Below are 19,102 nucleotides of genomic sequence, written 5' to 3'. Positions count from 1 at the left end.
TCAACCCCGCAAGCTTAAGGGTCGCGTGTATGATGCGGCGGAGCTTATGCTGGTCTTTGTTCTCTCCTAATCCCATTTTTTATGAACTCTACCCTTTCTCGGACCGCGCTGGTGACACTTTGGAGCGCTGGCACTCTGCTGCTCGGCGGCTGCAACAAGAAAGAAATAGCGGCGCTACAGCAGCAAAACTCAGAATTACTCAGCTCCCGCGACCAGCTGCAAGCCCAAAAAACAGCTTTGGAGCAAGAGAAAGCCAAAACTGAGGAAGATTTGCGCTCCAACCTGCTAAGTAAAAATCAGGAAGTCAATCAGTTGAACCAGAACTTGGGTACCACCAAGGAGCAGTTGCAGGATCGTGAGCAGCGTATTGCTGAGCTACAGCGCGTGCTCGATCAGAAGGAAGCTGCCGTGAAGGCCCTGCGCCAGAAGGTGGGCGACGCCCTGCTGGGCTTTAATGCCAACGACCTGACAGTAAACGTAAAGAACGGCAAAGTATATGTATCGCTATCTGAGCAGCTGTTGTTTAAATCAGGTTCAACTGTTGTGGATCCGAAAGGACAGGAGGCACTGAAAAAGCTCGCCGCTGCTCTCAAAGGCAATCAGGATGTGAACGTGCTAGTGGAAGGCCACACCGATAATGTGCCCATCGCCCGTGGCACCGCCGGCATGAAAGACAACTGGGATCTGAGCGTGTTGCGGGCCACCGAAATCACTCGCATCCTGACTACAGCCGGCCTCACTCCTGCGCAGGTCACGCCCTCAGGACGGGCCCAATATCTGCCCATCACAGCCAATGCCACCCCCGCCGAGAAGGCCCAGAATCGTCGCACGGAGATTATCCTGACGCCCAAGCTCGACGAGCTTTTTCAAATTCTGGAAGCCAATTAAAACGGCCGTCTGCTTCGGATTTAGTTTAGTTGCAATCGGCGAAAAGCAGTTAATTTCATCCATCGTTGCACCGTTAATAATTGCTCAAAAAAGCCCCCAGCAAAGCGGCCGCTCCGAGTGAGGCGACCGCTTTGCTGGGGGCTTTTTTGATCTTGAATGAGCAAGCTCAAAAGAGGTTAATAATTAATCATCAGCGTCTTTTAGCAGCTATAAACCATTCATTGTGAAATACTTTTAATTCGCTATTTAACCCTGCTGTTTCAAAGGGAAATCTTCTATTGGGAGCCAATGCTGGCCATCATGCCGAAAGAGCTGTAAGCTAGTGGCGAGAAAGGTTGCGGAGTAGGAACGCGCTTGAAAAAGCTGGCGCATTGCGGGCACTTGGCTGGGGGGCAAATCGCGGGTGGCCAGGGTCATGTGCGGGGTAAAAGGCCGCGTTTCGAGGGGGATATTTTCCAGCCGCGATGCGCACCAACCCATAAGATCTGCGTGGAAACTCTGCAGGTCGGCAGCCTCCGTCACGCGCACAAACAAGGTGCGATTACCAAACCAATCGAAACCCTGTAAGCCAACGCTAAAGCCCTCCTCCAAGGCGGCAAAATCCCGTAGCTCGGTGCGCAATGTTTCCTCCGCTCCAGCCGCTTGCCGCCACGGCGGAATGAGCGTAATGTGCGCCGGCAAACGCACCGCATTGCGACTGCCCGTCAGCGTGTGCACCTCCTGCTTCATCGCCCATACCTCGGAAGAAATTGGCTCGGGGGCAAAATGGCGACTAGGTAAAGCGGTTCCATATTCCCCCTACGTATAGGGCCATACTACCGATTGAAGTTGGGAGATGGATTCGCTTCTGATTGTAGGATGGTAGTCGTTTACCATCATTCAGTTGCCATCCTGAAGCACGAAGTACCTTCTGCCAGTGGAACAAATCGTTCTTCTGATAGAAGGTCCTTCGTGCCTCAGGATGACGAATGGGCGGAAACCGCCGACTCAACGCCTGCGACGACTAAGACGCGAATACGCGTCTTTACAAACCGTATTTGCTCAGCAAATACACCAGCGCGGCCATGCTGGCCCCACCCAGCTCCAACTCACGACGGTTTACTTTATCAAACGTATCGGCGGCGGTGTGGTGGATGTCGAAGTAACGCTGGGAGTCGCAGTCGTAGCCGATAAGCACTTTTGCCTGGTCTTTCAGGGGGCCAATATCGGTACCTCCGTGTCCGACCACAAAGTCGCCGCTGCCGTAGGGGGCAAATAATGAGCTCCACTGCTGAATCCGAGTCACGGTTGCCGGATTCGTCGTTTCCAAGGCAAAGCCACGGGGCGTAAACCCGCCCCCATCCGATTCCATAGCGGCTAAGTGCTTCTCGTTGGCGGCTTTAGCCAACTCAGCATACTTGATGCCGCCCCGGTTGCCGTTTTCCTCGTTCATAAACATCACGGCCCGGATAGTGCGCTCTGGCCTCAGGCCGGTGGCTTTCAAAAGCCGCAGCACTTCCATGCTTTGCACGCAGCCCGTGCCATCGTCGTGGGCGCCCTGCCCCAGATCCCAGGAGTCGAGGTGGCCGCCCACGGTGATAATCTCGTCGGGGTATTTCGAGCCTTTTATTTCACCTATTACATTGTATGATTTAACGTCGGGCAAGGTCTGACAGGCCATTTCCAGCTCGAAGGTCAGGTTTTTGTCAGCTTTGAGAAGCTGACTAAGGCGGTCGGCGCCATTGGTGCTGAGGGCAGCAGCAGGCACTTTGGCCACGTTATCCTCGTAGCGCATGGTGCCGGTGTGCGGAAAGTCGTCGTGGGCAAGGCTCAGGGAACGCACCAAGGCACCCACGGCCCCGCGCTTGGCGGCGGCAGAGGCTCCGGCGCGGCGCTGGTCGCCAGCTTCGCCGTAGGCCTTGCCGGTTTCCACGTAGGTGGGGTTCATGGGGCGGTTGAAGAACACGAATTTGCCCTTCACTTTTTCCTCGGGCAAAGCCGCCAGCTCATCCAGGCTCTGCACCTCAATTACCTGAGCGCGCAATTTGCCCCCCGTACCCACCGAACCGCCCAAAGCGCATACCGGCACATCTACACCCTTGCCCTTGGCGGCCCTGATCTGACCTTTCTCCTTGGCCCCCCGTACCCAATGCGGCACCATTACTTCCTGCAAATACACGCGGTCGAGGCCCAGCTTTTCCATCGTCACTTTCGTCCAGTCGACTGCCTGTTGGGCCTGGGGCGAGCCGGCCAAGCGCCCGCCAATCTGGCCGGTGAGGTGGCGCAGGTTCTCGTAGCTCTCTCCCCGCAATAGCGCTTCATCATACAAGCGACGAATGTTCAACGAATCAGTCTGGGGGGCTTTTTGGGCCAGCGCGGGTGTGATTAGCAATAAGGAAGCAACACCCGCCAGCAGCGGGTAGCGGGAAACGAAAGAAGGCATAAAGGCTAACATGAAAGGTAAAAGCAGTCTGAGTGGCTAAAGTACAAGGAAACGCTAAACGGGTTGCAACGACAACCTTTGGCGCTAGCAACAACGCCCCGTCATCAAATGACGGGGCGTTGTTGCTAAGTGAGTTTTAAAACTTCAGGTTTGGATGGCTTACTTCATGAGTATTAGTTAATGCTCAGCCCCATACCGATGGGTTATTACCGTGGCGGTACCCGTGGGGGGCACTTTTACCTCGAATAGGTAGTCATATTCCGCATCCTCCACAGCCGTTATTTCAGAGGTAGCCCCCAGCGCCGAAACGATGGGCAAAATGGTATTGGAGTGGCCTACCACCAGCACAGTTTTGCCTTTATTTTCCTGAATAATGCGCGCAGCGAGGTCAGCGGGCTTGTCGTAAACTTGGGGCGTGCGTTGCAGAGCAGTAGCCAAAGGAGCCGCCGTAGCCCGGCTACGCGCAGTGTTGGTGACGTACACGGCCTCCACGTTGCGGCTGCCCAGGGTATCGCGCAGGGTGAGGGCACGCTGCTCGCCGGCGGGCGTAAGCGGCGGGTCCGTCATCGAGGGGTCGGTTTCTTTTTCGGCGTGGCGCACCACGTAAATAGTGGTAACAGCGGCGCTGGGGAGCTTTTCCGCAGTAGAATTTGATGAAGCCGGCCGTTCCGATGAACAGCCGACGGCCGCACTCAACAGCAGAATAACAGAGGGAATCAGGGGTAGAAAGCGCATAGAGAGTAGGGAAAGTGTGAAGCAATAACGCCGAGCTTAGCGCCAGGTTGCACTATTTGAGCGCCATGATCTGCTTTAGCTCGGCCTCCGTCACCGTTAGCAGGCCTACTTTGGGCAGACGCCCGGTGAGCGTGCGCCAGTTGGGGTCTTCTCTGAAAACGGGCTGAAGCAGCTTTAGCGCGGCAGGCACCTGCTTGTTATTAGCCAGGGTTATGGCGTGCCAGAAGCGCATTTCCAGGTTCTCCGGAAACATCTTCTCGGCGGTTTGGTACTCGCGCATTGCGCCGGGCATATCGTTTTTCTCCACGGCCAAGTCACCGGCATTCATGTGGTTATAGGCGCGATGCAGGCGCAGCAGCCGGTCTAGCTCCTTGAGTGGGGCGGCGTTGTCGTCCACGCGAAGGTCAATCAGCCGGTCTTCCCAGGGGGCCTTTGTTGCCTGCCCGCGCACCACCAGCAGGGCCGCCGACTGCCTGCCCCGAATGTCGCCACCTTCGGCCTGGGCCGCGTTTAGCGCCGCCAGCACCCGTTCAGCCAAGGGCAGACTGGCGTTTTGCTCAAAGGCTTTCGCCATAGCCGGCCACACGGTTGCTTTGAGCATCATATTGGCTTGCACCGAAAATTCCTTGCCCGTAATGTGGCCCGCGTAGTCGATGCATTTGTCGCCAGTGTGGGCAGCCACGTTGCCCTTAGCATCCAGAATGGCTACTTGGCGCACGGCCTTGCCTTCATCGGTGCTCAATAGTTCGTCGAGGGCTTGCTGGGCGGTTTTGCCACTTTTCAACAAGGCCAGCCCCCGCATTCCGAATGATTTGTTGGTGAACGATTGCGTTGCAATAACGCCCACGCCGGCTTCGCCCCAGCTCACCGAGGTACCCACCGAAAACCAGTGCGTTTGCACGGCCACGGCCATTTCACCCGTTTTGGGGTCGCGGGCCACAATGGAAAACGTATGAGCCAGCGGATCGGTGGCCGAATAAACCTGGGCAGAAGTGGCCGGCAACAGGCCCACTAACAGCGGCAGAAGCAGGAAAAGGGTACGTTTGAGGAGCATGAAAAAGTAGTTTTGGGTGATTAGCGGTTCAAGATAAAGATGTGCTGGCTAGATCTGTTTCCTTTAGGAGTTGTGGACACGAACTACCCGGCGGTCAGAGCCCCGATACTTCACGCCCCGTACTCAGGATCATCAAATTAACCTAGCTTTCACCGGTCAAGCCGGCCTTACTTTCTTTCCCTTGAGCATAGCCCCGCCCGTTATTCGCGTCCGTGACCTGAGTAAGCACTACCCTGGCCACGCCGCTGTGCAGAACATCTCCTTCGACTTGGCGGCGGGCGAAACACTGGTGCTGCTGGGCCCCAGCGGCTGCGGCAAAACGACGCTGCTCAAAATGCTTAACCGCCTCATCGAGCCCACGGCGGGCACGGTCGAAATCAACGGGGTAGCGGTGGATCGGCAGCAGCCGGAGGTACTGCGCCGCGGTATTGGCTATGTTATTCAGCAAGTGGGCCTGCTGCCGCACTACACCGTGGCTGAAAATATAGGCGTAGTGCCGCGCCTGCTGGGCCACGCCCCTACTGCTATTGCGGAGCGAACCGACATGCTGCTTACCCGTCTGCATTTGCCCCCCAAGCGCTTTGCCGGGCAGTACCCACACCAGCTTAGTGGCGGCCAGCAGCAGCGGGTCGGGCTGGCCCGCGCCCTGGCCGCCGACCCGCCCATTATGCTTCTCGATGAGCCCTTCGGCGCCCTCGACCCGGTGACGCGGGCGGGCATCCGGCGCGAGTTCAGGGAGCTGGAAGAGCTCCGTAGCAAGACTATGGTGCTCGTCACCCACGACGTGACCGAGGCCTTCGAGCTAGCCGACCGCATTGCCCTACTTGACGGGGGGCAAATGCAGCAGTTGGGTACGCCGCATGAGCTACTCTTTCAGCCCGCCAACAACTTCGTTCGGGACTTCTTCGCCGCCGAGCGACTGGCCCTACAGCTACGCACGTTGCGCCTCCGCGACTTGCTACCATTTTTGCCTACCAGCGCAAAAAAAACCCCCTCAAACAAACTTATTTTTGAAAAAATAAACAACTCGTTATCAATCGATAAACCCATTTCATATAATCACTCAGTTCAGGAAGCGCTGGAGCTACTAACTGAGCCACGAGCAGACGGTGTGCCTTCAAATCGGGAGGCCGCAGAGGACGAAGCACGCTACCTTATCATGGTAGAGTCAGACGAAAAAGCCCCCCAGTATCGGATTGATTTGCCACAGTTGATGGCCGCTTTTGCCCAGGCCATTCACCAAGCCGAAACCACATGGAAGTCCTGACCGAGCTGCTGGCTTTCTGGCAGGCTCAGGCCGGAAAGCTCGGCCATCAAACCTTGCAACACATCGGCCTGACGGCGGCTTCCCTCCTGCTGGCGGTGCTGGTGGGTGTGCCGCTGGGGCTACTACTCACGCGGCGGCCGAGGCTGGCGCCCGCCGTGCTGGGCTTTACGGGCGTGCTCCAAACCATCCCGAGTATCGCCCTGCTGGGCTTCCTGATTCCGGTGCTCGGCATTGGTCCGCAGCCGGCCATTTTCGCGCTGTTTCTGTATTCCCTGCTGCCCATCGTGCGCAACACGTTGGCTGGCGTGCAGGGCGTGAGCCCGGCCGTGGTGGAAGCCGCCCGTGGTCTGGGCCTTACCGATGGGCAGGTGCTGCGGCGGGTAGAGTTGCCGCTGGCTTTACCGGTGCTGTTTGCAGGTATTCGCACGGCTACCGTTATCAACGTGGGGGTGGCTACGCTGGCGGCCTACATTGCGGCGGGTGGACTGGGCGAATTTATTTTTGGCGGTATTGCCCTGAATAATCCGGCCATGATTCTGGCCGGCGCCATCCCGGCTGCCGCATTGGCCTTAGCTTTCGATGCGGCGCTGGCCCGCCTCCAACGCCTCAGTGCCCGCCGTCTTACCCGCGTGGGGGGCTTTTTACTGGTGTTGCTGCCGTTGCTCTCGGGCTTGTACCTGTTGCCCCGCGCCACGGGCAAGCTGCTGGCCGGCTTCAGTCCGGAGTTCGTGGGGCGGGCCGATGGGCTGCCGGGTTTGCAAACCAAGTATGGGCTACGTCCGCTGCCCAGCGTGATTCTGGCGCCGGCGCTGGTGTATGAGGCCGCCCGTCACCGCGACGTGGACGTTATCGACGGGTACTCCACCGATGGCCGCATTAAGGCCTACGACTTACGTGTGCTGCGCGACGACCGGGGGGCTTTTCCGCCCTACTTCGCCGCCCCCGTAGTACGCCAAGCAGTGCTGGCGGCCCACCCGGAACTGCGCGCCGTATTGGAAAAGCTCGCTGGCCGGATCTCCGACTCGGTGATGACGGAGCTGAACTACCGCGTGGACTATCGCCACGAAACGCCCCGCGCCGTGGCCCACGATTTTCTGCGTCGGGGTGGCCTGTGGCGGGCACCACAGCCTGCTACTGGCGCTACCCTGCGGCTGGGCTCCAAGATTTTTGCCGAGCAGTACATTCTGGCGGAGCTTTATGCGGCCCTTATTCGGGGCTACACCAACTTGGATGTTGTTACCAAAACCGGCCTGGGCGGCACCAGCATCTGCTTTGAGGCCCTTCGCACCGGCGAAATCGATTTGTATCCGGAGTACACCGGCACGGGCTTGCTGGTGTTGCTCCAGCCTACTCCGGCGACCGTCGATTCGCTGGCGGGCAATCCGCAGGCAGTGTTCGACTACGTGCAAACCCGTTTCAGAACACGCTACGGGCTGGAGTGGCTCAGCCCCTTGGGCTTCAACAACACGTATGCCCTGCTCATGCGCCAGCAGCAAGCGGAGCAGTTGCACATTGCCTCTGTGTCGGAGTTAGGCACTTATCTGCGCCGTTAAAGTAAACGCAGGCAAAAAAGCCCCCCGCAACGTGTATAGCGGCTGTGGGGATTTTTTTTATGCCTGCAAGGCTAAATGCGTTCATTTGCCAGCCACTAAACCGATATAGACACCTCGATTATTCAGTGATTTTCGCTCACGGCTTAACAACCGCGAGTCTGCAATGAGTAAAATTCAATCTACTCAACAGCCCAGGCCCTATAATATGATTCAAACCAAACTACTGTTTATCAAACAACTACACATAAGCACTAGCCACATTTTTATGCTAAAGGATTAATCCAGGATTAAATCGTGGCGGAATCTCAGATGAGGCAATCCGGTCGAGTTGGCACATCGTAGCTAACCTCAACCAAATACTAGTCTTTCATCTTTTTATCCCAAACACCTACGGAAATGAGAAAACCGTCTTCCCTCGTCAAGTTAAGTGCCTTTGCTCTTGCCTTAGCCTCTCTCACCAGTTGCGAGGATGTGCTGGAGCAGTATTTCCCCAAAAATGGCAATGGCGACGACAAGCCTGTTTCCAGCCAGGATATTCCCTTTTACGCCTTATCAGGCGGAGTAACTCTGGACCTATACTCTACCAAGAACCCCGCCCGCAGCTCTGCCTCAACCGCTATTTCAGGGTTGCAGAGCGGAGAAAAGCTACTGGGCATTGATTTCCGCCCCGCCACTGGCCAGCTGTATGGCATCGGCAGCACCAGCCGTCTATATGTCATTAATCCCGTCACCGGCGCAGCCCGGGCTATCGGCAGCGGACCAATCACGCCCGCCCTGGAGGGTGATATGGTGGCTTTCGACTTTAACCCCACCGTAGACCGCATCCGCGTAGTAACCAGCACGGGCCAAAACCTCCGCCTGAACCCTGAAACCGCGGCCGGCACTATCGTCGACGGGGCATTAACGGAGTGCCCGGCGCCGGTATTACGGGTGCCGCTTACACGAACAGCGTAGCCGGCGCCAGTGCTACGGTGCTCTACGACCTCGACCCCGCCACGAATACTCTGTATCGTCAGGATCCGCCCAACAACGGCACGCTGGTGGCCGTCGGCGAACTAAAGCTGGACATCAGCGGCAACGGCGGCTTCGATATCGATGCCAAAACGGGTACCGCCCTAGCCCTGTACGACGTGAACGGCAAGCCCACGCTCTTCACTGTTGACCTAGCCACTGGTAGCACCAAAACGCTGGTGAAATATGATAATAACGCAGCGTATACGGGCCTCGCCATTCCTACCCAGCCGGTAGCCTATGCCGTGAGTGCCAACAACCTGCTGATTTTCAATCCGACTAATCCGTCAGCCGTTGTAACCAAACCGATTACCGGCCTGGCCGCGGGCGACAACGTATTGGGTTTGGATTTCCGTCCTGTAAACGGTCAATTGTATGCTTTGGGCAGCGGCAGCCGTCTGTACACCATCAATGCCTCTTCGGGCGCGGCCGCTACGGTTGCTACTCTTAGCACTACCCTCGCGGGCACGAGCTTTGGCTTCGACTTCAACCCCCTTGTCGACCGGATTCGCATCATCAGCAATACGGGCCAGAACTTGCGCGTGAACCCCGCCGATGGCGCAGCCACCGTGGATGGCAGCCTGAATCCTGGCTCGCCCAACGTAAGCGCCGCCGCCTACGAGAACAACTTCGCCGGCACCACCGCCACCAACCTATTTGTGATTGATTACACCACCGACAAGCTCTACCTGCAAAACCCACCTAACAATGGTACCCTAGTAGAAATTGGCAACCTCGGCATCAACGCAGACGCTGCGAATGGCTATGATATCGGCGGCACCAGCAACACCGGCTACGCTATCCTCACGGCCAGTGGCGCTACCAAGCTCTACAGCGTAAATAAGTCCAGCGGCGCAGTTACGGCCCTCGGCGACTTTGGCAGCACTGTCAATGGCTTTACCGTCGGCCTAGGCTTCTAAGGTTTCTTCCCTTATTATAAAAGCCCCCAGAGTTCTTCTGGGGGCTTTTTATTTTACATCACACAAAATATACTTAGAATATATGGTGTAAGATAGCCTAGGTATAACTAGGATAATTTCATTTCGAAAAAATAGAAATAGGAACATCTAAATAGTGAGGAGCTACGTATGGCAAGTAGTCTAGTCCTATTATTTCTTTTTTCCATCCTATCTTCTCGGTTCTATGCTAAAACCCTCTTCCCTCGCCAAGTGGGGCGTGGCTGCGCTGTTATTATCCTCGCTCACGAGTTGCGAGGATATCTTGGAGCAGTACTTCCCCAAACCCAATCCTACCCCACCCACCATCCCCACCTTCCCGCCCCTGGGTCAGGACATCGCCTTCTACGCTTTGTCAGGGGGCACGCGGCTCGATGCGTATAATACGAGCAACGCGGCCAGCCGCACTAGTTCCGTCGCCCTCACGGGCCTGGGCAGCGGCGAGACGCTCCTGGCCATCGACTTCCGCCCCGCCACGGGCCAACTCTACGGGGTGAGCAGTGCCAGTCGCCTCTATGTGATTAATCAGAATACGGGCGCAGCTAGGGCTATTGGCAGCGGCGCCTTCACGCCGGCCGTAGCGGGCAACTTGGTGGGCTTCGACTTCAACCCCACCGTGGACCGCATTCGCCTGGTCACCTCAACTGGGCAGAACCTGCGCCTGAACCCCGAAACCGGCGCGGTCGCCGCCACCGATGGCAGCCTCAACGGGGCGGCCGGCGCAATGGTAACCGGGGCCGCCTACACCAATAATACAGCCGGGGCCAGTACCACCGCCCTGTACGCCATTAACACCCAGAACCAACAGCTTTACCTAGTCAACCCGCCCAACGACGGCACGCTCGTGCCCGTGGGCAGCTTGAACCTGAACATCAGCGGGGATGGAGGCTTTGACATCGACGCCAAGACGGGCACGGCCCTGGGCTTGTATTCTGTGCAAGGCAAACCGACCTTGTTTACCGTGGATCTAACGACGGGCGCCGCCCGGCCCCTAGCCGAATATGCCACCAATTCTGGATATTCAGGCATTGCTATTCCTACCCGGCCAGTTGCCTACGCGTTGAATCTCGCACAGGGTATAAGAGGAGGAACCCTGAACGATCTGTATATAATCGACCCAACCAATCCATCAACCTCCGTCTATAAGAGCGTGACAGGCTTGAAGGAGAATGAGGGAATCGTGGGTATGGATTTCCGCCCCGCTACGGGCCAGCTCTATGCCCTCACCAATACCAGTGAGCTGTACGTGCTTAACCTCGCCACGGGTGCAGCCACCAAGGTGGCTACGCTAAGTGTTCCCTTAGCGGCAGGTCCGGTAGGCGTAGCCAATGGGAGAGGTTTTGACTTCAACCCCGTTGTTGACCGCATTCGCATCGTGACTGCTTCGGGTCAGAATTTGCGGGTGAATCCTGCGGACGGTATGACCACCGTAGATGGCCGCATTAATCCGGGCACGCCTAGTATTTTGGCGGCAGGGTATGATAATAATTTCGCGGGGACAACGACAACCACCTTGTACGTTCTTGATGGCAATGGTAAATTATACCGGCAGAGCCCACCCAATGACGGTACTTTAGTAGAGATAGGAAACACGGGAATTCCTAACGTATCGAACTTTGATATTGGGGGCAGCACCAATACGGGTTATATATACACGGCCACCGGTGGTGGTGGCACCGCTATCCTTATTTCCACCATTAATGTAACGACGGGAGCGGTTACATCATCCACCCAGGGCTTTAACGCGGGTGGTTTTCCTACGGCCTTTGCCGTTGGATTAGGTTTTTAAATAAATCAAAACACCAAGCATTTTGTTACAAAAAAGCCCCCTAGCGCAGCATTGGGGGCTTTTTAATGATGTTTACTTTACGGATTAACTACGCCGTAGTCTTCCGGCTCCACGGGGTGAGCAACCGGGATACTGGTGGGCGCGGGCTGACCAGGCAATTGCATCTCCCAACCTTGCTGCATCTGCGTAAGACCGGCGCGGGCAGTAAGGTCGAACTGGCAGGGCACGATGGATACAAAGTTGTGAGCCAGCGCCCACTCGTCGGTATCGTTGCCCTCATCGAGGTTCACGAAGCTACCGATCAGCCAGTAGTAGGGGCGCTTGTGTGGGTCGTGGCGCAGGTCGAATTCCTCCTGCCACTTCGCGCGGGCCTGACGACACAATTTGGCCCCCAGAATCGGTGTCTCCGACTTTTTAGGAATGTTCACATTCAGGGCCGTACCGGCCGGAATGCCGTGCTCCAGAGCCTGGCGCGTAACGTGCTCTACCCACTCTTCGGTATGCGAAAAGTCGGCCGAGTGGCCGTAGTCGCACAGGGAGAAACCGATGGCCGGGAGCCCTTCGATGGCTGCCTCAATTGCCGCCGACATAGTACCCGAATACAGCACATTTACCGACGAGTTAGAGCCATGATTAATACCCGACACCACCAGATCAGGCTGGCGGTCTTTCAATACATGATGCTTGGCCAGCTTCACGCAATCAGCGGGCGTACCGGAACACTCGTAGGCTTCGATGCCCTCAAAAATGGTGCTCGGGTCGAGCCGCAAGGGGTGACCAATCGTAATAGCATGGCCCATGCCCGACTGGGGCGAGTTGGGTGCCACTACCACTACTTCACCGATGCGGCGCATGACGCGCACCAGCGTAGCAATGCCGGGGGCCGTGATGCCATCGTCGTTGGAAATCAGAATCAGGGGTTTGGAAGGTATAGCAGCCACGAGAAACGAAATTTGAAGTGAGTAACCGAGCCGCAAAGGTAGGCAAGCCCGGCGGCTTCCTCCACTGCGGCTGAGTTAAGTGCGTAGGAAGTCAACGAGCAGCGCGCCGCTACCGTATGGCATCGGTACTATGTTCTACTTCTCTGCTTCCGCTCGGGCCGCAGCACTGCTATTGGCCCTGACTGCCGTTAGCGCCTGCGACTCTTCCACGACTCAAACCCCCGTGGATTCGGGCGGCGAACAGCCATTTCAACCCTCAGCCCCGCTTACGGCCTCGGCTCCGTCGGCCACGTCGCCCCCGCCGCCGGGCACCCCCGAGAAGCCCGTATCGGCCGCCAACCCCACTACCCCCGATTCCCTACACCTGCTCAGCTCCGACCGAGTTGGGCGCCTGCGCCTGAATACCAGCGAGCAGGCCGTTCTGCGCCTGATTCCGGCCCGCCGCCGCCGTAAGTCTACCCGCACCGCAGAAGGAATTACGTACCCGGTGTACGAGGTAACCGATGCGCAGCAGCCTACTGCGCCCCCTATTTTATTGGAGATGAACGGCAACGAGCAAGACGGCTTCCGGATCTGGCGCATCCGCGTTACCGACCCGCAGTATCGCACCGCCGATGGTATTGGAGTAGGCTCACCCTACGGTGCTGCCCGGCAGCAATACGGCATCACAACCATCGAGAAAACGGACGCGGGCCTAGTAGCCGTATCCGATGCGGTAAAGATGTCATGGGTGCTGGATGAGCAATCTTTGCCCCCCAAGCGTCCCAGCCAACTACGTCCTACCGACGTGCCCACAGCCACGCGCATAATTGGGGTGTTAGTGTCGCGGTAGCGCAGAAAGCGAGTAATTGCATTACGCTATATTTACTGTACTTTGGCAGTGTCGAGCTACCTACTGGTTCCGCCGCCCGTATTCACCCCTGCTTCTATCTTCTAGTAATCGTCTATGCTTCTGTTCGAAAACACCTACCGTACGCGTGACTTTGGGCTGTTGGTACTACGGGTTGGCTTGGGAATGATGTTTACCATACATGGTTATCCGAAGCTGATGGGTGGTCAGGCCGCCTGGACGGAAGTAGGTGGTGTGATGAAGCTGGTCGGACTTGATTTTGCTCCTACTGCCTGGGGGCTTCTTGCCGCCGTTGCTGAGGCCGTTGGGGGGCAATTATTAGCCGTCGGGTTGTTCTTTCGAATTACATGCGTAGCCCTACTTATTACGATGATCATGGCGGCTATCATGCACATCAGCAAAGGCGACGGTTTTGCCGGTTATTCCCACGCCGTTGAATCAGCATTCGTGTTTCTGGGGCTGCTTTTCATCGGGCCTGGCCGGTATAGCCTCGATAGGCTCCTGTTTCCAGGTCCGCGCAGGTTATATCAATAGCCGGCTGCAATACAACTTAATTCCAAAAAGCCTTGACTCATGAGTCAAGGCTTTTTCTTTTGCCAAAATTTCCACTTGAGGGCGTATCCATTTATAGAATGCTATAAATATAAATAATAGACAGTGTACATTTTGATATATAAATCATTGTTTAACAACATTATACAATCCATACTATATGTTTAGCAAAACTTATTTTGATAAAACTAGACTTCTAACATCTGATTTAGAAAAGGTAACGTAAGTTCAACAATAGAATTATATTCATTCTTCTTTCCATCCTATCATCTCGTTTCTATGCTAAAACTCTCCTCCCTCGCCAAATGGGGCGTGGCTGTACTATTATTGTCTTCGCTGACCAGTTGCGAGGATATCTTAGAGCAGTATTTCCCCAAACCAAAACCTACCCCCACGTTTCCTTCCTTAGGGGTGGATATTCCTTTCTACACCTTATCGGGCGGCACCAAGCTCGACGCCTACTCCACCGCTAACCCGAGCACACCTATTGGTTCGGTCACCATTACAGGCCTACAGGCTGGGGAGACGCTTTTAGCTATTGACTTCCGGCCCGCTACGGGCCAACTCTACGGCGTGAGCACCATGAGTCGGATCTTTGTCATCAATCAGAATACTGGCAGAGCCCACGCCATTGGTACCGGGCCATTCAATCCTACTGTGCAGGGCAACCTAGTTGGCTTTGATTTTAACCCCACCGTTGACCGCATTCGCTTAATTACTTCAACCGGGCAGAATTTGCGCCTCAATCCCGAGACGGGCACGGTGGCCAATACGGATGGTAGCATAAATGGAGCCGCTGGAGCAATGCTAACAGGGGCTGCCTACACCAATAATACTGCAGGTGCTTCAACCACGGCTTTGTATGCCATCAACACCCAGAACCAGCAACTCTACTTGGTCAATCCGCCCAACGACGGCACCGTCGTACCGGTGGGCGATTTGAACCTAAACATCAGCGGCGATGGGGGTTTTGATATCGATGCCAAGACCGGCACCGCCCTAGGCTTGTATTCGGTACAAGGTAAGCCCACCCTGTTTACTGTGAACCTCGGTACCGGTACAGCCCGACCTTTAGCTGAGTATGCTACGAACTCCGGGTATTCGGGCATTGCCATCCCGACGCAGCCAGTGCTTTATGTTGCCACCGTTAGCACAGCTGCTAATGGTCAGATAACCAACTCGCTCTTTATTTCTGATCCTACCTCATCAGCGACTGCCGTGCAGAAGCCGATTACGGGAATTACAGCAGGACAAGTGCTTTTAGACATAGATTTTCGGCCTGCTAATGGGCAGCTCTACGCCATTGGTCGGACGCCTGAAGTGGATGGTCAGCCCAGAAACGCCCAGCTTTATACTCTCAATGCGGCTACCGGTGCAGCCACTCCTATTGGTTCCTTAAACGTAGCTGGCATAGTGACCACCAATGTTTTTGGTATGGATTTCAATCCCGTCACCGACCAACTCATATATGCTGATTTTGATAATGTACTTTTTGCCGTAAACCCTACAACCGGCGCTACGACAAGGGGCGTGGGGAATGTCTTTCTCGCTGGGAGGCTTTCGCCAACTGTTGCCGCAATAGCTCATGATAATAACTACGTTGGTGCTACAACAACTAACCTGTATTTCGCAAATATTCAATCAAGTGGCGTATTTGCCAACGTTCCCACCACTAACGGTAGGATCACTGACGTGGGATTTAATACGCTTGATGTAGGTGGTAGAAGTAACCTAGGGTATGGCCTGGACAATAACGATGTAGTTAGGACAGTAAACTTAACTACAGGTGAAACGAAGAATTTAGGTGCGCTACGCCGTCCTGAGGGTAGCGATCCGAATGCCCGAGTTACTGGCGCAACTATTGGCCTGGGTTTCTAAACTGCATTGCTTCAATTAAAGAAGGTCCAGGCTTCCTAGTCTGGACCTTCTTTGTTTCTTGACCCTCATTAATAAGCCCCAAAGCAATTGCATGAAAGTGTTTATTGTCACTCCCCAAAAGCATACACTATTATGGATTTTGGGAGCTTAATCTTTAGATTCCCAAGTGACTCAAGCTTTGATGGTAGCTAAACCAATCGTTGCCAAATCATACCCATGCAGCTAGGCTTGTCGGAGTTTTCTTTTTTTGGCGTTGATTGCAGAAAATTCACCGCCGCTGCATGCTCGCTCTTCTCCTCTCTGCCTCCCTGCTTTTCACGGCGCCTGCCGACTGGCGCACGCCTTTCGAGAAAGGCAACGGCAATACCACCGCCACCTACGCCGAGTGCATCGACTACTATAAAAGGCTCGACGCGGCCTACCCTGAAATTACACTGCGCGAGGCCGGCACCACCGACATTGGCCAGCCGCTGCACGAGGTAGTCGTGTCGCTAGACGGGGACGCGGACCCGGCTTCAGTGCGAGCAAAAAACCGGCGCATCATCTTTATTCAAAACGGTATTCACCCCGGCGAGCCCGAAGGCATTGATGCCAGCATGATGCTCGTGCGTGACTACGTGCAGAAAAAAGAGCTACGGCGCCAGCTTGAAAATATAACATTGGTGCTCATCCCAATCTACAACGTCGACGGCTCCCTGAATCGTAACAGCACTACCCGCGCTAACCAAAATGGCCCCCAGGAATACGGCTTCCGCGGCAACGCCCGCAACCTCGATTTGAACCGCGACTACATCAAGCAGGACTCGCGCAACGCCCGCAGCTTTGCCCAGCTTTTCCAGCGCTGGCAACCGGAAGTATTTGTTGATACACATACCTCCAATGGCGCTGATTACCAGTATACCATGACCCTGATTGATACGCAGCGCGACAAGCTGCATCCAGCTATGAGCCAATACATGCAGCAGCATTTGTTGCCGGCATTGTACGCAGGCATGGAAAAGAAGAAATGGCCTCTCACACCTTATATCGATTTTGAAGGCCGGACGCCCGAGAGCGGCCTGCGAGGCTTCCTGGAAACGCCGCGCTACTCTACAGGCTACACGACATTGTTCAATACGCTGGGCTTCGTGACCGAGACGCACATGCTCAAAGAATTTGCCCCCCGAGTGCGCGTCACCTACGATTTTCTGGATTTGCTGATTCGCACAGTGAACAAGGATGCAGCCCAAATTAAGCAGGCCCGCACAGCTGCCGACCACCAAACCCGCACCCAAACTGACTTCCCTCTGACCTGGAAACTTGACACCACGCAGGTAGACAAATTCAGCTTCCGGGGCTATGAAGGCCGCACCAAAACAAGCGAAGTGAGCGGGCAGCCGCGCCTTTATTATGACCGTAAAGCTCCTTTCACACGGCCCGTCAACTACTACCACACCTACCGCCCCACTACCACCGTGCGCCGGCCCGTGGCTTACCTTATTCCCCAGGCTTGGGGCGAGGTGCTGGAGCGCCTGCGCCTGAGCGGCGTACAGCTTCAGCAGCTTCGACGCGACACCACACTCACCACGGAGGTGTACTATGTGGAAGATTATAAAACGTCGCCGCGACCCTACGAAGGCCATTACATCCACTCGCAGGTGAAGCTGCGGCCTGAGCAGCAAGCTGTAGCATTTCGAAAAGGAGACTACGTGGCAGTAGTTGACCAGGCGGCCGTCCGCTACCTTGTCGAAACGCTAGAGCCACAAGCCACGGATTCCTTCTTCAATTGGGGCTTTTTCGACAGTATTCTCCAGCAGAAAGAACACTTCTCCGACTATGTGTTCGAGGACCTCGCCGCCGAGCTACTCCGCCGCGACCCACAGCTCCGTCAACAGCTCGAAGCCCGCAAAAAAGAAGATCCAGCCTTTGCCAAAAGTGCCAGCGCTCAGTTGGACTTCATCTACCGCCGCTCCCCACATTACGAAAAATCTTACTTGCGCTACCCCGTAGCCCGCTGGCTGGGGGGCAAATTGCCGGTTGAATAGTGCTTCTGGATATCAACCTGTACGTCATACGAGGCGAAGCATATCGCCTTAGATTGTCAGCTATCAGCCCGTCATGCAGAACGCAGTGAAGCATCTCGCGTGCTGACATGAGGTTGCTAACCTTACTAGACATGCCAGCCGCTTCCCTACCGCTCTGCCTGACAAACGCGGGTATTGAGTTGAGTTCTCAGTATTCTTTCAAAGTCCATTACCTCCAAATCTAAGTTCCCCACATGCCTATCCTTGAAATCGAGAACCTCTCCAAAAGCTATGGAAGTACGCAGGCACTCAAGGGCCTGAACCTGACGGTGGAGGCTGGTAGCGTGTACGGGTTATTGGGGCCAAATGGCAGCGGCAAAACCACTACGCTCGGCATTGCGCTGGGAGTGCTCCAACCATCGGGGGGCAGCGTGCGCTGGTTTGGGGGGCAAATTTCGAGTGCCAGCAAGCGCCGGGTAGGCGCTTTGCTGGAGACTCCCAACTTTTTTCCCTACCTCTCCGCTCGCCAAAACCTGCAGATTGCCGCCGAGGTAAAAGGCGCCGACCCATCCACCATTGCAGAAGCGCTGGAAATAACCGGCCTAGCCGCCCGCCAGCACGATGCCTTTCGGGGCTACTCGCTGGGCATGAAACAACGACTGGCGCTGGCGTCTACATTGCTGGGTCGCCCGGAGGTATTGGTTCTCGATGAGCCCACCAACGGTCTTGACCCGCAGGGCATTGCCGAAGTTCGGGCGCTGGTGCTGCGTTTAGCGGCCGAAGGCAAGACAATTATTCTGGCCAGCCATCTGCTAGATGAAATTGAGAAGGTATGCACCCATGTGGCCGTGCTTCAGCGCGGCGAGTTGCGCGCTGCGGGCCCCGTCAGCGACATTCTGGCCGTGGCCGACCGTGTTGTGCTGCGTTTGGCTCCCAATGCCGCGCCGGCGGCACTGCTGGAGGCCCTGGGGGGCTTTTCCTGGGTAACGGATATCCGTCCCGAGCCGGGTGGTGCGTTCAGTGCGGTGCTAGGTGCTGGGTATCAGCCCGCCGAATTGAACCAAGCACTTTTCCTGCAAGGCTTGGTGCTCAACAGCCTGGAAGTGCGGCACCGCAGCCTCGAAACGCAGTTTCTGGAGCTCACCAAGTAACGCCCGTCAGGCTAATTTACCATCTCAACAACTTCATTTTCTTACTCTTGCC

General features: G+C 55.9%; 15 protein-coding genes and 1 pseudogene. 11 read left to right on the top strand and 5 right to left on the bottom strand.

What is annotated here, in order from left to right; all coding sequences use genetic code 11:
* Positions 1–81: 81 nt before the first annotated feature.
* On the top strand, positions 82–888 hold the full coding sequence (locus G7064_RS00870; RefSeq protein WP_133273041.1) for an OmpA family protein: 807 nt from the start codon (positions 82–84) through the stop codon (positions 886–888).
* A gap of 246 nt (positions 889–1,134) precedes the next feature.
* On the opposite strand, the gene G7064_RS00865 is transcribed toward G7064_RS00870, so the two are convergent.
* From G7064_RS00865 to G7064_RS00850, 4 genes are all read right to left on the bottom strand, one after another.
* The gene (locus G7064_RS00865) at positions 1,135–1,617 is read right to left on the bottom strand and encodes a 2'-5' RNA ligase family protein (RefSeq protein ID WP_166072071.1); all 483 of its coding nucleotides are present in this window, start codon (positions 1,615–1,617) and stop codon (positions 1,135–1,137) included.
* A 295-nt stretch (positions 1,618–1,912) separates the two neighbouring features.
* On the bottom strand, positions 1,913–3,310 hold the full coding sequence (locus tag G7064_RS00860) for a M20/M25/M40 family metallo-hydrolase (protein WP_166072070.1): 1,398 nt from the start codon (positions 3,308–3,310) through the stop codon (positions 1,913–1,915).
* 177 nt (positions 3,311–3,487) lie between these two features.
* Entirely contained in the window at positions 3,488–4,045 is a 558-nt protein-coding gene (locus G7064_RS00855; protein WP_166072069.1) for a histidine phosphatase family protein, read from the bottom strand.
* Positions 4,046–4,097: 52 nt separating this feature from the next.
* The gene (locus G7064_RS00850; protein WP_166072068.1) at positions 4,098–5,099 is read right to left on the bottom strand and encodes a DUF1028 domain-containing protein; all 1,002 of its coding nucleotides are present in this window, start codon (positions 5,097–5,099) and stop codon (positions 4,098–4,100) included.
* 181 nt (positions 5,100–5,280) lie between these two features.
* Between G7064_RS00850 and G7064_RS00845 the strand changes: the two genes are divergently transcribed.
* The 5 genes and pseudogenes from G7064_RS00845 to G7064_RS00830 all read left to right on the top strand — a co-directional run bounded on the left by G7064_RS00845 (position 5,281) and on the right by G7064_RS00830 (position 11,675).
* Positions 5,281–6,366, top strand: coding sequence for an ABC transporter ATP-binding protein (locus G7064_RS00845; protein ID WP_166072067.1), 1,086 nt, complete (start codon positions 5,281–5,283; stop codon positions 6,364–6,366).
* Positions 6,354–7,919: an ABC transporter permease/substrate-binding protein gene (locus G7064_RS00840; protein ID WP_166072066.1), complete on the top strand. Its 1,566-nt coding sequence runs from the start codon at positions 6,354–6,356 to the stop codon at positions 7,917–7,919. Before G7064_RS00845 ends, G7064_RS00840 begins: the two co-directional genes overlap by 13 nt.
* A 396-nt stretch (positions 7,920–8,315) precedes the next feature.
* Positions 8,316–9,088: pseudogene (locus tag G7064_RS22045) on the top strand (DUF4394 domain-containing protein); the annotation flags it as partial.
* A gap of 21 nt (positions 9,089–9,109) precedes the next feature.
* Positions 9,110–9,850, top strand: a complete 741-nt coding sequence (locus tag G7064_RS00835; RefSeq protein WP_410505560.1) for a DUF4394 domain-containing protein — start codon at positions 9,110–9,112, stop codon at positions 9,848–9,850.
* Between the two features lie 223 nt (positions 9,851–10,073).
* Positions 10,074–11,675, top strand: coding sequence for a DUF4394 domain-containing protein (locus G7064_RS00830; RefSeq protein WP_166072065.1), 1,602 nt, complete (start codon positions 10,074–10,076; stop codon positions 11,673–11,675).
* A gap of 77 nt (positions 11,676–11,752) precedes the next feature.
* On the opposite strand, the gene surE is transcribed toward G7064_RS00830, so the two are convergent.
* Complete coding sequence (surE, locus tag G7064_RS00825; protein WP_166074995.1) at positions 11,753–12,607, bottom strand: 5'/3'-nucleotidase SurE; 855 nt, start codon at positions 12,605–12,607, stop codon at positions 11,753–11,755.
* A 139-nt stretch (positions 12,608–12,746) separates the two neighbouring features.
* On the opposite strand from surE, the gene G7064_RS00820 reads away from it, so the two are divergent.
* The 5 genes from G7064_RS00820 to G7064_RS00800 all read left to right on the top strand — a co-directional run bounded on the left by G7064_RS00820 (position 12,747) and on the right by G7064_RS00800 (position 19,050).
* Positions 12,747–13,448, top strand: coding sequence for a hypothetical protein (locus G7064_RS00820; protein ID WP_166072064.1), 702 nt, complete (start codon positions 12,747–12,749; stop codon positions 13,446–13,448).
* 114 nt (positions 13,449–13,562) lie between these two features.
* The gene (locus G7064_RS00815) at positions 13,563–14,000 is read left to right on the top strand and encodes a DoxX family protein (protein ID WP_166072063.1); all 438 of its coding nucleotides are present in this window, start codon (positions 13,563–13,565) and stop codon (positions 13,998–14,000) included.
* A 297-nt stretch (positions 14,001–14,297) separates the two neighbouring features.
* Positions 14,298–15,896: a DUF4394 domain-containing protein gene (locus tag G7064_RS00810; protein ID WP_166072062.1), complete on the top strand. Its 1,599-nt coding sequence runs from the start codon at positions 14,298–14,300 to the stop codon at positions 15,894–15,896.
* 281 nt (positions 15,897–16,177) lie between these two features.
* Positions 16,178–17,920, top strand: coding sequence for a M14 family metallopeptidase (locus G7064_RS00805; protein WP_166072061.1), 1,743 nt, complete (start codon positions 16,178–16,180; stop codon positions 17,918–17,920).
* Positions 17,921–18,153: 233 nt separating this feature from the next.
* Positions 18,154–19,050 carry an ABC transporter ATP-binding protein gene (locus G7064_RS00800; protein WP_166072060.1) on the top strand — a complete coding sequence of 299 codons (897 nt, stop codon included), beginning with the start codon at positions 18,154–18,156 and terminating at the stop codon, positions 19,048–19,050.
* The last annotated feature ends 52 nt before the right edge of the window (positions 19,051–19,102 follow it).

Origin of the sequence: Hymenobacter sp. HDW8, assembly GCF_011305775.1 — a bacterium.
In the GTDB taxonomy this organism is placed as follows: Bacteria; Bacteroidota; Bacteroidia; order Cytophagales; family Hymenobacteraceae; genus Hymenobacter; species Hymenobacter radiodurans.
The sequence above is the reverse complement of the archived record's forward strand: the minus strand, read 5'-3'. Positions and strand labels throughout refer to the sequence as shown.

Coding starts and splice junctions, on each gene's coding strand:
- G7064_RS00870 (WP_133273041.1), top strand. CDS start 82: ATGAACTCTACCCTTTCTCGGACCGCGCTGGTGACACTTTGGAGCGCT.
- G7064_RS00865 (WP_166072071.1), bottom strand. CDS start 1,617: ATGAAGCAGGAGGTGCACACGCTGACGGGCAGTCGCAATGCGGTGCGT.
- G7064_RS00860 (WP_166072070.1), bottom strand. CDS start 3,310: ATGCCTTCTTTCGTTTCCCGCTACCCGCTGCTGGCGGGTGTTGCTTCC.
- G7064_RS00855 (WP_166072069.1), bottom strand. CDS start 4,045: ATGCGCTTTCTACCCCTGATTCCCTCTGTTATTCTGCTGTTGAGTGCG.
- G7064_RS00850 (WP_166072068.1), bottom strand. CDS start 5,099: ATGCTCCTCAAACGTACCCTTTTCCTGCTTCTGCCGCTGTTAGTGGGC.
- G7064_RS00840 (WP_166072066.1), top strand. CDS start 6,354: ATGGAAGTCCTGACCGAGCTGCTGGCTTTCTGGCAGGCTCAGGCCGGA.
- G7064_RS00830 (WP_166072065.1), top strand. CDS start 10,074: ATGCTAAAACCCTCTTCCCTCGCCAAGTGGGGCGTGGCTGCGCTGTTA.
- G7064_RS00820 (WP_166072064.1), top strand. CDS start 12,747: ATGTTCTACTTCTCTGCTTCCGCTCGGGCCGCAGCACTGCTATTGGCC.
- G7064_RS00815 (WP_166072063.1), top strand. CDS start 13,563: ATGCTTCTGTTCGAAAACACCTACCGTACGCGTGACTTTGGGCTGTTG.
- G7064_RS00810 (WP_166072062.1), top strand. CDS start 14,298: ATGCTAAAACTCTCCTCCCTCGCCAAATGGGGCGTGGCTGTACTATTA.
- G7064_RS00805 (WP_166072061.1), top strand. CDS start 16,178: ATGCTCGCTCTTCTCCTCTCTGCCTCCCTGCTTTTCACGGCGCCTGCC.
- G7064_RS00800 (WP_166072060.1), top strand. CDS start 18,154: ATGCCTATCCTTGAAATCGAGAACCTCTCCAAAAGCTATGGAAGTACG.